Annotated in this window: 12 protein-coding genes; 2 read left to right on the top strand and 10 right to left on the bottom strand. The window is 57.9% G+C overall.

What is annotated here, in order from left to right; translation table 11 throughout:
• The first annotated feature begins 207 nt into the window (after positions 1-207).
• Positions 208-702, top strand: coding sequence for an ATP-independent periplasmic protein-refolding chaperone Spy (gene spy, locus QCD69_RS09130; protein WP_301251780.1), 495 nt, complete (start codon positions 208-210; stop codon positions 700-702).
• Between the two features lie 119 nt (positions 703-821).
• On the opposite strand, the gene cho is transcribed toward spy, so the two are convergent.
• From cho to QCD69_RS09150, 4 genes are all read right to left on the bottom strand, one after another.
• Entirely contained in the window at positions 822-1,685 is an 864-nt protein-coding gene (cho, locus tag QCD69_RS09135) for an excinuclease Cho (RefSeq protein ID WP_253454477.1), read from the bottom strand.
• Between the two features lie 159 nt (positions 1,686-1,844).
• The gene (gene nadE, locus QCD69_RS09140; protein ID WP_301251781.1) at positions 1,845-2,672 is read right to left on the bottom strand and encodes an ammonia-dependent NAD(+) synthetase; all 828 of its coding nucleotides are present in this window, start codon (positions 2,670-2,672) and stop codon (positions 1,845-1,847) included.
• Positions 2,673-2,786: 114 nt separating this feature from the next.
• Positions 2,787-3,980: a multidrug effflux MFS transporter gene (locus tag QCD69_RS09145; protein ID WP_301251783.1), complete on the bottom strand. Its 1,194-nt coding sequence runs from the start codon at positions 3,978-3,980 to the stop codon at positions 2,787-2,789.
• Complete coding sequence (locus tag QCD69_RS09150; RefSeq protein WP_253454474.1) at positions 3,977-4,558, bottom strand: TetR/AcrR family transcriptional regulator; 582 nt, start codon at positions 4,556-4,558, stop codon at positions 3,977-3,979. The genes QCD69_RS09145 and QCD69_RS09150 overlap by 4 nt, the downstream gene beginning before the upstream one ends.
• Before the next feature lie 188 nt (positions 4,559-4,746).
• Between QCD69_RS09150 and osmE the strand changes: the two genes are divergently transcribed.
• On the top strand, positions 4,747-5,082 hold the full coding sequence (gene osmE, locus QCD69_RS09155) for an osmotically-inducible lipoprotein OsmE (protein WP_125289739.1): 336 nt from the start codon (positions 4,747-4,749) through the stop codon (positions 5,080-5,082).
• 56 nt (positions 5,083-5,138) lie between these two features.
• Here osmE and QCD69_RS09160 read toward each other — a convergent pair whose 3' ends face one another.
• The 6 genes from QCD69_RS09160 to hxpB all read right to left on the bottom strand — a co-directional run bounded on the left by QCD69_RS09160 (position 5,139) and on the right by hxpB (position 12,783).
• Positions 5,139-5,564: a DUF6515 family protein gene (locus QCD69_RS09160; protein WP_253454473.1), complete on the bottom strand. Its 426-nt coding sequence runs from the start codon at positions 5,562-5,564 to the stop codon at positions 5,139-5,141.
• Positions 5,565-5,657: 93 nt separating this feature from the next.
• On the bottom strand, positions 5,658-7,001 hold the full coding sequence (locus QCD69_RS09165; RefSeq protein WP_253454472.1) for an MFS transporter: 1,344 nt from the start codon (positions 6,999-7,001) through the stop codon (positions 5,658-5,660).
• A gap of 175 nt (positions 7,002-7,176) precedes the next feature.
• Positions 7,177-9,441 carry a catalase HPII gene (katE, locus tag QCD69_RS09170; protein ID WP_253454471.1) on the bottom strand — a complete coding sequence of 755 codons (2,265 nt, stop codon included), beginning with the start codon at positions 9,439-9,441 and terminating at the stop codon, positions 7,177-7,179.
• Positions 9,442-9,588: 147 nt separating this feature from the next.
• Positions 9,589-10,986 (bottom strand): L-cystine transporter, encoded by a 1,398-nt coding sequence (locus tag QCD69_RS09175; protein WP_301251787.1) that lies wholly within the window; start codon positions 10,984-10,986, stop codon positions 9,589-9,591.
• Between the two features lie 158 nt (positions 10,987-11,144).
• Positions 11,145-11,735 carry a metal-dependent hydrolase gene (locus QCD69_RS09180; protein ID WP_253454469.1) on the bottom strand — a complete coding sequence of 197 codons (591 nt, stop codon included), beginning with the start codon at positions 11,733-11,735 and terminating at the stop codon, positions 11,145-11,147.
• Positions 11,736-12,111: 376 nt separating this feature from the next.
• Complete coding sequence (gene hxpB / locus QCD69_RS09185; RefSeq protein WP_253454468.1) at positions 12,112-12,783, bottom strand: hexitol phosphatase HxpB; 672 nt, start codon at positions 12,781-12,783, stop codon at positions 12,112-12,114.
• Positions 12,784-12,872 lie beyond the last annotated feature (89 nt).

Raw genomic sequence — 12,872 nt, forward strand, 5'->3', positions numbered from 1 at the left:
CCACAATTTCTGCATTAAACGCGCTAAATACATATCCTTTTGCAATTCCTCACCATAATCTTCGCATTCTCTCCATGATTGCCGCTTTTTTATCTTTTATGCTTTCAAGGCTTTACCCACGTTCTGACTACTTGACGTTCAGCGCAATAAACTGAATCCCGACATTACGACAACGCTGTCGTCACAGAAATGCAAAAGGAAAATAGTATGCGTAAATTAACTTCTCTGGTTGTAGCTATGACACTGGCAATGGGCGCGGCGAATATTGTTCATGCCGCAGCAGATAACATCACGCCGGCACCGGCTGGCGCAGATAAACCAATGATGCACAAGCCGCCTCGCCACGGTGGGCCGCACGAGATGTTCAAAGGCCTGAATCTGACGGACGCGCAGAAAGAGCAGATGCGCAGCATCATGAAAGAGGCGCATAAAGAGATGCCGCGTCCTTCCCTGGAAGAGCGCCGCACGCTGCACAGCATCATCGCGGCTGACAGCTTCGACAAGGCCAAAGCGGAAGCGCAGGCGGAGAAAATGTCGGCTAACGGCAAAACCCGTGCGCTTTCCATGCTGGAAACGCAGAACAAAATGTATAACGTGCTGACGCCGGAGCAGAAAAAACAGTTCAATGCGAACTTTGAAAAACGTCTGACCGAGAAGCCGCACCGCGGCGAGCCTGCGCCAGCCGCACCGGCCGCTGAATAAGCCTTAGCCGCCGGGTGCGATCGCCCGGCAGGCCACGCCTGAGACCGCCGACGCTGTTTCCTGAACCAGGGAGCAGCGTCGGCGGTTTCGTTTATCTGGCTGTCGGCGCTGACGTGGCGTCAGCCAAGCGGAACGATCGGGAACTTGCCGCTGACGATGGGCTTGCAGAGGATTTTATAGCCGTCGCTGTCGAAACCCTGTGGCGTGGAGGTCAGCTTGCCCGCCTCGCTGATATCATCCACCGAGCCAAGGTAAAACCAGTTATTGATCACGTGGATCTGCGTTTTCAGCGGGCCTTCCTCCACCACGCCGACCGCGCCCTCCCAGGGCCAGCACTGCACGCGCACGCGTTCCAGCGCGGCCAGCAGCCTCTCGTGATGGGCTTCCGGCGTCTCTTTACCGCAGCAGGCGCCCGCACAGCGGCCCAGGCTGGCGCGAAAACAGGCGCGGCCTTTGCTGACGTTCTCCAGCCCCAGCAGGCCCAGGCAAAGCCGCTGTTCGTCGGCGATTTTCTGTAGCGTTTCCAGCGCCGATCGGCGGCTGGAGTAAAGGCCAAACAGATCGGAAGTATGGGAAAAATCGACTTCTTTGGCGTAAACCACGCTGGGCTTCAGATCGCTTATCAGCAGCGAGCAAAGCTGGCGGTTTTTGCGCAGGCGCTTATTGAACAAAGGCTGCTGCACCTTGATCATCTGCGCTTCCAGTAACAGCGCGCCCAGTTCGCCCGCCGTGGTGATATAGCTGACGTAACGCGCCTGGCGCAGCATTTTCGCCTCGTCCGGCGTACGAAAATGGGACATTACCCGGCTGCGCAAATTGACGCTTTTACCGATATAGAGCGGCAGGGATTCGCTGTCGCCATGAAAGGTATACACGCCGGGCAGGGAAGGCAGACCTTCCAGCGAAGGCCGCAGGTGTTCGGGATACTGATAAATTGCCGCCGGTTCAAAAGACAGGCGATGGCTGGCTTGACGTCTGACCACATTGCACTCCGCTTACTGTTTGCTTATACAGTGTATCAGGCGTTTGCTGGATAAAAAAGAGTCGGATCGCGCTGGTAATCAACACGCCGCTGACGGCAAGCGACGAAAAGAGGGAAAATAACGTAAAAAAGCGGGCGACCGGAAAGCCGCCCGGCGGGTTTATTTTTTCCAGAAGTCATCAAATACGGTAATCGGCGGACGGCGTTTGTGCTCGGTTTTCAGATACCAGCCCTCAATGATCTTCGCCGCGTCGTCGGCAATCTTCTTGCCTTCCAGATACTGGTCGATCATCTCATAGGTCACGCCCAGCGCCACTTCATCCTGCAAACCGGGACGATCGTCCTCCAGATCGGCGGTCGGCTGTTTAAGGTAGAGGTGCTCCGGGCAGCCCAGCGCTTTCAGCAGCTGTTTGCCCTGGCCTTTGTTCAGGCGGAACAGCGGGTTGATATCCGTGCCGCCGTCGCCGTATTTGGTAAAGAAGCCCGTCACCGCTTCCGCGGCGTGATCCGTTCCCACCACTACGCCGGAAGTCATACCGGCGATGCTGTACTGCGCCTTCATCCTTTCACGCGCTTTTTCATTGCCGCGCACGAAATCAGAGAGGTTGATACCCGTATCGCGCAGCGCTTTTTCGCTGGCCAGCACCGCTTCTTTGATGTTAACCGTCAGCACGCGATCGGCCTGAATAAACTGCAGCGCGTCCTGGCAGTCCTGTTCGTCTGTCTGATTGCCATAGGGCAGACGCACGGCGATAAACTGATAGTCCTGATTGCCGGTCTCTTCACGCAGCTCGCTGATGGCGAGCTGACTGAGCTTGCCGGCCAGCGTTGAGTCCTGACCGCCGCTGATACCCAGTACCAGCGACTTAATAAACGGGTAAGCCTTCAGGTACGCTTTCAGAAAGTCGACGCTGGTGCGAATTTCCTGCTGTGCATCAATAGTGGGTTTAACCCCCAGCGCTTCGATAATTTCCTGTTGCAGAGCCATTTACCTCTCCTCAGATTTAGTGTCAGGGCAGTTGCCGAAAACCTCTGTCTTAAAATTAACGTGCCAGGCGCGAAACAACAAGGTTGAACCCGCTATTTACGCGCCTTTTATTGATTAATCAGGCTTTTTCGGTTTTTGCGCCACCAAAACGAACATGGCGATGGCCAGCATATAGCAGCCGAAGATGGTGGCGGTCATGGTCAACACTGAGGTGCCGCCGATACCCGTCACCGGCACTGCGATGCCGCCCAGGGTAAACATTACCACGCCCAGCACGGCGGAAGCGCTGCCTGCGCGATGGCCCTGACTCTGCATCGCCAGCGAGGCGGCAGCCACGCCGACCGCGCCGTTGCTCGCCACGCTGAAGAACAGGGCGACCAGCACGAAAGGCAGCGCCGCGCCGCTCAGACCGGCCAGCAGCAGGCTGGCGGAGGAGACCAAGGCCAGCACCAGCGCGCCTTTCACCACGCGATACTCACCCCACAGCGGGCTGAGGCGCGCGCTGGTTTGCGAAGCGATAATCAGGCCGATACCGTTGGCGGCGAAGCAGAAGCTGAACGCCTGCGGCGAGAGGCCATAAATCTGCTGTAAAACAAAAGGCGAAGCGCCGATATAGGCAAACATCCCGGCCATCATAAAGCCCTGGGTCAGACAAAAACCCATAAAGGGACGGTGGATAACCACCTGACCCAGCACGGCCCACGCGGAAAACAGGCTGCCCTGGCTGCGGCGTTCCGGCGTTAAGGTTTCGCGCAGTTTTACGCGCGCCAGAATAAACAGCAGCAGCGCGATAACGGCAATCACCATAAACAGGCCGCGCCAGCTCAGCAGCGTCATCAGCGCGCCGCCCAGCACCGGCGCGGCGACGGGCGCCAGGCCGTTGACCAGCATCAGCAAAGCAAAGAAACGCGTCAGGTCGTGGCCGCTGTACATATCTCTGGCGATAGCGCGGGAAAGCACCGCGCCGCCTGCGCCGGAAAGCCCTTCAAACAGGCGCGCCAGCAGCAGCTGGTGGATAGTCTGTGCCATCGCGCAGCCGACGGAGGCGATCAGCAGCAGCGCCAGCGACAGCAGCAGCGGCTTGATGCGGCCATATTTATCGCTCATCGGGCCGAATATCAGCTGGCCGGCGCCGAGGCCAATCAGGCCGGCGGTCAGACTAAGCTGGGCGGTGGCGGTAGGCGCGGCCAGGTCGCGGGCAAGCGCGGGCAGGGCAGGTAAATACAGGTCGATACAAAGCGGCCCGAGCGCTGCCAGCAGGCCGAGCGTAATGGCATAGCCAAACCGGTTGGGGTGTGCAGATATCATGGATCCTCTGTGGTGAAAAGTAGTGCGTTGATGTGTTGGTAAAGCTGGTAAAGGCGCTCCGCCGACGCTTTCTGCGGCGTCAGGCGTCGCCAGGCCGTGCCTTCCGTCAGGACGGCCATGACCTCTACGCAGGCGCGCACCTGTTCATCGCTCATAGCGGGATGGTCGCGCTTTACGTTAAGGCAGGCCTGGGTAAACATGCGGTGGTCGGCCTCCGCCATCATGCGGGCCACGACCGGATTGCGGGTCGCTTCCGCTGCAACTTCCTTCATCAGCGCCTCGTCGTCTTCGTTAAGCGCGTGACGCCAGGCAAGCAGGCGAGGCAGATCGGCGGTAGCGGTCTCTTTGATATGTTGCAGGCGGGCATCGATAATGCGCCTGACCATCTCCTCGATAATCGCGTCTTTGCTGGCAAAATAGCGATAGATCTGACCTACGCTAAGCCGCGCCTCGGCGGCCAGCTGCGCCATGCTGGCCCCGTGAAAGCCGGACTGGCGGAAGCAGCGACGACCGGCAGCGATAATTTCGTCCTGACGCTGCCGATGGCGGGCGTCGCGGGTTGGATTGGGTTGGCTCATACTCCCTCGCGCTGGGCAATGACAAAAGGCGCAGGCGCCGTTTGAGAATGAACGTTCATTCTCGGGGGCGGCATTATAAGCGTCTTTATCCGGCCGGGGTAAGCGTTTTTTTCTGCCATAAAGTTGATAACTCTGCATTTATGTTCCAGGCTTAAAGCGACATGGACAATAAATGAGGAATAAAAAACATGAACAAGGTAACAGGACTTATCGGTGCGGCAGTGGCGCTTGCTGTATTATCCGGCTGTTCAGCTTATGACCGCGCGGAAAGCTATGTCACTAAGCCTGTGGTACAGGACGTGAAAAAAGGCATGACTCGCCAGCAGGTTCGCGATATCGCCGGTCCGCCTTCAACTGAAATCACCATGGTTCACGCTCGCGGCACCTGCCAGACCTATGTGCTGGGCCAGCGTGACGGCAAGCAGCAGACCTACTTTGTCAGCTACAGCGACACAGGCCGCGTAATGAACTACGGCTTCCAGAGCTGCAAAGAGTACGATACCGATCCGCAGGTTAATCAGTAATCGCCTGACGGAGTAAAGAAAAAACCGGCCTTAGCCGGTTTTTTTATGCCTGTTGCCTACAGGCCTGGCGGTCGCGGCACTTCCAGATAGCGTCCGTCGATATCGCGGCGATAGTAGTGGCCTTCCTGCACGTAGAAGCGTTCGCCGTTGTAATCAAGCGCGCGCATATCGCTGCTGAAGCGCTCTACCGGCGGCTGCACCACTACATAGGTGTTATCGTGCTGGCGCTGGTAGTAGTTGCCGTTGAGCGCGTAATAGGTCAGACCGCCGATAATCACCGCCGCTGCCGCTCCCGGTAAAAAAGAGAGCCTGCCCGGCCCACGGCCGCGATCCCAACCGTGGCCGCGATCCCAGCCGTGACCGCGATCCCAACCCGGACCGCGATCCCAGCCTGGCCCCGGTCCCCAGCCGCCAGGATGCGCTGCCACCAGCGTTGGCGACAACAGCGTTAAGGCGAACAGAGCGCTTATCACCTTTTTCATACAGTTTCTCCTGGTCCTCACTGCCGCTAACATTACTCCGGGCCAGTGAAAACGCAAGCGGCGGCTGCGGCTATTGCGGGTTGCTTACACTGCTTAACGTATTCTTAACTCCGCCTCCATGTTGGCTGCCAGATCGGGACTGACAGGGGGCGTTGCCGTCAGCTTTTTCTCCGGTTGTAACAGCGTCATCGCCAGCATGCTGCCGAAGGCAATGGCCGCCGTCGCGCTGAACATGGCGTTGTAGCCGAAATGCTCAGCCAGCCAGCCGCTCAGCATTGGCGACAGGATCGATGCCAGGTTGGCGATGGCCAGCGTCATCCCGCTATAGGTGCCGACCGTGGATTTCGGTGTGACGTCAATCACCACCGACCAGTAAACGTTATTTACCAGCGCGTTCAGGGCGTTGCCCAGCGTCATCAGCAGGATAATCCCGGCGGCGGAAGCCATCCACGGGATCGCCATAAAGCAGAGTCCGGTGCAAAGCAGCCCGACGGCAGCAAAGAGATTGCGCGCCAGCCGCAGATTACCGGAGCGCTTCAGCAGCGTGTCGGCAATCTTGCCGCCGAGTAGCACGGTAATACAGGCGCCGCTCCACGGGATCATCGCCACATACCAGAGCGAGTGCAGATCGTAGTGAAAGCTGTCCTGCAAATATTTCGGGCCCCAGGTGACCAGGGTAAAGGTGACATACAGGAAAGAAAAATAGCCCAGCGCGTTGCAGACCAGCGTGCGGCTGGTGAAAAAGCGCCACCACGGCAGGCGCGGCCCGGCGGTACTTTGCTGCTGGCCCTGCATAATCAACTCGCGCTCCGCCTGGCTGGCGCGCGGCTGCTGCATCGGACTGTCGGTGAAAATCCGCGCGAAAATCACCATAGCGATCAGCGAGAAAACGCCGAGCAGGATAAACATCAGCCGCCAGTCGTTGGTCAACAGCAGCAGGCCCACGGCGATCGGTGCCGTCAGCAGCGCGCCTACCTGGGTGCTGAGTAAGCCGATGCCCAGCGCCATGCCGCGCTCGTTATCGGGCGCCCAGTGCGCGATAGCTTTGTTCATCAGCGCATAGGCCGGGCCTTCGGCAAAGCCGAACAGGATGCGCATTACGGCAAAGCCCATAATGGCCGAGCCGCCAAACAGCGCCACGCCCAGCTCTCCCGCCCAGGCGGTAGCGATCTCCAACAGCGACCAGAGCACGCCCGCCAGCAGCCAGACTTTTTTTGTGCCCAGCCGATCGGCCAGAAACCCGCCGCAGAGCGAGCCGAACAGATAGCCAAAGCCGAAATAGCTCAGCACCACGCCCAGCTCCGTTTTGCTGAAATGAAATTCCGCAGAAATGGCGTTTGCCGCGAAGGAGAGGGCGCCGCGATCGATATAGTTGATCAGCGCGATAAAAAACAGCATGGCGAAAATGCGGTAACGATAGCGGGTGTCGACTCTCATGGATCTTCTCCTGAACAACGAGTGGTATCAGGAAGAAGCAAGTTCAGTGCCACAGTGTAGAGATCGGATAAGGCGCGGGCGAAAGGCGCTTTATGCGCGCTAATCGGCAGGAGATGCCAAATAAAAAGGCGCAGCCGCTACCGGCTGCACCTTCAGTGAACAAACGACCGGTAGATTAAGCCGGAACGCTTAGCGCCTTCTGGCTGCGCGACCAGACGCGGTGCGCGGCCATCGCGGCCAGGAACTCGCTCATCAGCACGCCTTCGGCTTTATCATCTTCGATGACGCCTTCCTCACGCTCGCTGTCGCCCAGACCGAACTGCGATTTGAAGCGGCGGGCGTCGCCGCTCAGGCCAATCACCTTCAGATGCTTGTAGGCTTCCAGCAGGAAGTAACGGGCGTCGCCGCTGAGCAGCAGCGCGTCGATATTGCCATCCGGCACGATCACCGCATCAAAGGTCAACGACGGCAGGCCGCTAAAGGTAGCGTCGATAGGCAGATTAGAACCGTCGTCGGCACGAACCTGGCCCATATGGCGCGCCAGCAGCTTGGCGTGCACGCCCTGCGCCTTCAGCTCCTGCAAAATTGCCAGCACGTCTGCCGCTACCACGCCGTCGCTGATCAGCAGCGCCACCTGGCGGCCTTTGATCGAGCCACTTGGCACGGCATAAAGGCTCAGGCTGGCATCTTTTTTCAGGCCGTTAACGTCTTTCGGCGGCGCGGTATGCATCTTCTCATCGGACAGCGCGATGCCCAGGTTCTCCGCCACGCCGTTAGCCAGCGACACGTCGATACGCACCAGATGATCCACAACGCGCTCGCGGATATAGGCACGAGCCACCTTGCTCAGCTCAAAAGAGAAGGCGTCAATAATGTGCTGCTGCTCAACAGGCGTCTGGCTGTTCCAGAACAGGCGCGGCTGCGAGTAGTATTCGCCGAAGGAAGGGCTGCGCTCGCGCACCTTATGGCCTTCAATACGCTCCTGATAGCTTTCAAATCCACCGCGATGCGGAGCCGGCGGCGTTTCGCGCGGCCAGTTATCGTTGATGGAATTCGGCTCGTAGTTGGCCGGGTTGGTATCGATATCCGTACGGTGCATCCCCTGACGCTGGAAATTATGGTAAGGGCAGGTCGGACGGTTAATCGGAATTTCATGGAAGTTAGGCCCGCCAAGACGGCTGATCTGCGTATCGGTATAGGAGAACAGACGGCCCTGTAACAGCGGATCGTTGGTGAAATCCAGGCCGGGAACGATGTGGCCGGGATGGAAAGCAACCTGCTCGGTTTCGGCAAAGAAGTTGTCCGGATTGCGGTTCAGCACCATCTTACCGACCAGCTGCACCGGCACCAGCTCTTCCGGGATCAGCTTGGTGGCATCCAGCAGGTCAAAATCGAATTTGAATTCATCTTCTTCCGGGATCAGCTGTACGCCCAGCTCATATTCCGGATAGTCGCCCGCCTCAATGGCTTCCCACAGATCGCGGCGATGGAAATCGGGATCGCGGCCGGTGAGTTTTTGTGATTCGTCCCACAGCAGCGAAGCTTTGCCCGCGACCGGTTTCCAGTGGAAGCGCACAAAGGTCGCTTTGCCCTCGGCGTTAATAAAGCGGAAGGTGTGAATGCCGAAGCCTTCCATCGTGCGGTAGCTGCGCGGAATGCCGCGATCGGACATTGCCCAAATCACGTTATGCAGCGTTTCCGGCTGTAGCGAGACGTAATCCCAGAAGGTGTCGTGCGCGCTCTGGCCCTGTGGAATTTCATTGTGTGGCTCGGGTTTTACCGCATGCACGAAGTCCGGGAATTTGTGCGCGTCCTGAATAAAGAACACCGGCGTATTGTTGCCGACTAAATCGAAAACGCCTTCATCGGTATAGAACTTGGTGGCCCAGCCGCGAATATCGCGTACGGTATCCGCCGAGCCTGCGCCGCCCTGAACGGTAGAGAAACGCACGAAAACCGGCGTCTGCTTTTCAGGATCGCGCAGGAAATCCGCCTTGGTGATATCGCTCATATCGCGATAGGGCTGGAAATAGCCGTGCGCCGCTGAACCACGGGCATGGACGATGCGTTCAGGAATACGCTCGTGGTCAAAATGGGTAATCTTTTCGCGCAGGATAAAATCTTCCAGCAGCGTTGGGCCACGAGTACCGGCGCGCAGCGAGTTCTGGTCGTCAGCGATGCGCGTACCCTGATTGGTTGTCAGCGGGAAATTCTCGCCGCCTTTACGGAAGGTTTCCAGCGCGTCCAGCTTGGCGTTACTGGTCTCGGGCGCTTTCAGGCTGCCGGGCGCAGTAGGCTGCTTGCCGGGCGGCGTTGGCTCAGAAAGCGGCTTATGCGAGCCATCGGCGGGTGCCAGCGAATCCATTCCCGGCTTTGCGGAATCAGGCCCGGTTAACGGGGCATTATGGGTGATTTCCTTGTTATCGGTTTCTTTCGACATGCTCACTTGCTCCTGTGATGTGTGTTTCTAACCATTAACTATAGAACAGTGCGCGAGGTACGCCCGGAAACCGAAGGGTTATGTTTAGCAGACAATAAAAAGGGCCGCTGAGCGGCCCCTGAACAGGTTGCATAAACAACGTTTTGCTTAACGATGCGCCAGTTCGGCTTCGTTGTCCGCTTCCGCGTCCAGCAGAGATTTATCGGTTTGCTTCAACCACTGGCTGGTCAGCATTCCCGCCGTCATCGAACCATTAACGTTAAGCGCGGTGCGGCCCATATCGATCAGCGGTTCAATCGAAATCAGCAGCGCCACCAGCGTGACCGGCAGGCCCAGCGTTGGCAGAACGATCAGCGCGGCAAAGGTCGCGCCGCCGCCCACGCCCGCTACGCCGGCAGAGCTTAGCGTAACGATGCCAACCAGCGTGGCGATCCAGACCGGATCGAACGGGTTAATGCCTACCGTTGGCGCAACCATCACCGCCAGCATGGTGGGGTACAGCCCGGCACAGCCGTTCTGGCCGATAGTGGCGCCGAAAGAGGCTGAGAAGCTGGCGATCGATTCCGGAATGCCAAGGCGGCGGGTTTGCGCTTCCACGCTCAGCGGAATGGTCGCCGCGCTGGAGCGGCTGGTAAAAGCAAAAGTGATAACCGGCCAGACCTTGCGGAAGAAACGCCTGGGATTGACGCCGTTAACGGAAAGCAGCAGCGCGTGCACCGCAAACATAATCGCCAGGCCCAGATAAGATGCAATGACAAAACTGCCCAGCTTAACGATATCCGCCAGGTTAGAGCTGGCGACCACTTTGGTCATCAGCGCCATTACGCCGTAAGGCGTCAGCTTCATAATCAGACGCACCAGCTTCATCACCCATGCCTGAAGCACGTCGATGGCGGCCAGCACACGCTCGCCTTTCGGTTTGTCGTCACGCAGTAAATGCAGGGCGGCGACGCCCAGGAAAGCGGCAAAAATCACCACGCTGATAATAGAGGTCGGATTGGCCCCGGTCAGATCGGCGAAAGGATTTTTCGGCACGAAAGAGAGCAGCAGCTGCGGCGCGGAAAGGTCGGCCACTTTACCGATATAGTTAGACTGTAGCGCAGACAGGCGCGCGGTTTCCTGCACGCCCTGCACCAGGCCGCTGGCGTTGAGCCCAAACAGCCAGGTAACAAAAACGCCCACCAGCGCGGAAATCGCCGTAGTGAACAGCAGCACGCCGATAGTCAGCACGCTGATTTTGCCCAGCGACGACGCGTTATGCAGACGGGCGACGGCGCTGAGAATCGAAGCGAACACCAGCGGCATGACGATCATCTGCAACAGCTGTACGTAGCCGTTGCCGACAACGTTGAACCAGCTAATGGATTCTTTCAACACCGGGTTATCGGCACCGTAAATAGTGTGCAGGATCAGCCCAAACAGCACGCCTACAACCAGGCCCAGCAGCACTTTTTTCGCCAGGCTCCAGCTGGCGTTGCCGCTTTTAGCCAGTAGCCCCAGCAGCAGAATAAACGCCGCCAGGTTTGCAATTAATGGAAAATTCATCCCCAGATCTCCTTTTTTGACGAGGCATCAGCGGCCTCGTCAGTGAGCTATTTTTATTGCGCATCGGATACGCGTTGGGGGCGATGGTAGCAGCTCGCGGAGAGACGCCCATATAATCAAAAGGAATAGTTTATAATTTATTGAACGAAATCGGTGACTTATTGCGCTACCTGGTGATTTATAAAACGCGTAACGCTGTTTTGCACCTGATCGATCATCTGCAGGGGCCAGCTTGCCGCACCAAAAGAGGGCGACCCGGTCGGGAACCATAGCGCCAGCGCAACCAGCGTCAGGCAGAGCATTCGCTCCATCTGGTTGCCGTTGCGGCTGTGCAGCAGCGGCAGGCGAAAACGCCAGCGGCAGGGCCACAGCAGCGGCACGCCGGCAGGCGTAAGCATATCGGCGACAATATGGCTGAGGTAGCCCAGCACCATGCCCTGAAAGACATCGGCAGGCAGCACCCATTCCTGCGGCAGTTTTAGCTGAAGCAGCGCCACGCCACCGATTACGGCCAGCAGGCTGTGGGTAAAGCCCCGATGCCCAAAGGCGCGCGCAATGGGCTGCGACAGCCAGCGAAAACGCTGACCAAGGGTAGAGCGCGGGTGATCGATATCCGGCAGCAGGCAGGTAAGCAGCGTGGCGGGAATAACGTGCCACCAGTCGCCATCACCAAGAACGGGCGTCAGGTCGGCGCGCTTGGCAAAAATCGCGCTGGCGATAGCAAAAATAACGTGGCCTTCGGCCGTCATGGAAAACGCTCGGTAACTGAACTGTCAATGCATCCAGTATAGGGGATATATACAGTAGAATAAATATGTGACGCTGTAACGAAAGGTTAATATTTCCTTTACGTCTGTGCGTTGAGCATGGGTAAAAAAACGTAGCGGTTCCAGTTAGTATAAGCGGGTAAGCGCCGTAATGGCATCAATACTCTTGATTAAGGGGCTGGACGCGCAAAGGTCTTCCACCGATTACAGATTTCATTGCCGGGTAGAAAATAGCGAAAGGCTGTATCTGCCTGTTAACATTCAGCTGACGGGAAGCAGCAGGGTCAGCATTTCATTCTGCTTAAAGAAGCCGTACCGCCCGGCCAGTTTACGGCAGGGCGGAAAGCGGACACTGATGTTACTTGCCAAGCAGATGCCTGCTGCCCAGCTCGGTGAGCGAGGCCAGTTTGACGTCGGCCAGCGCCCAGCGCGCATCGTCGGCATAAACGGCCGCAGGCACCACGATTGAGCGCATCCTTGCGGCTTTGGTCGCAATCATACCGTTAACGGAGTCTTCCAGCGTAACGCAGTTAAGCGGATCGATGCCGAGACGGGTGGCCGCGTCCAGATAGACCTGCGGATGCGGTTTGCTGTACGGCAGCGATTCTGCCGAGGCCAGCACTTCGAAATAGTGACGCAGGCCGAACATCGCCAGCACCTTTTCCTGCATAAAAAGCGGCGAGGCGGAAGCCAGCCCAATTTTCAGTCCTTCCGCCTGGCACAGTTTCAGCGCCAGCTCCACGCCGGGCAGCAGCGGCCGCGTCTCCTCGATTAACGTCAGCGCGCGGGTAAGAATACGCTGCGTGACTTCCTCCTGCGATGGCCCGATCCAGGGCAGCGTTTCATACCACATGCGCACAACCTGATCGATGCGCAGGCCTACCGTATCCGGCATCTCGCTTCTGCGGGAAAGATCGACATCCAGCGTAGCGAAAACGTCCAGCTCCGCGCGTTCCCATAGCGGCTCGGAATCAATTAGTAATCCATCCATATCAAAAATTGCGGCTAGCACTGGACGTGAATAAGACATAATGCGGCTCCGTTAGCAGTTTTCTGACACCTTAACATGAAGTTAACAGCCAGAGCATTGCGCGCGTTAATTTGCCTTTCCGCTTACGG

Source organism: Erwinia sp. PsM31, assembly GCF_030433775.1.
Lineage (GTDB): Bacteria > Pseudomonadota > Gammaproteobacteria > Enterobacterales > Enterobacteriaceae > Erwinia > Erwinia aeris.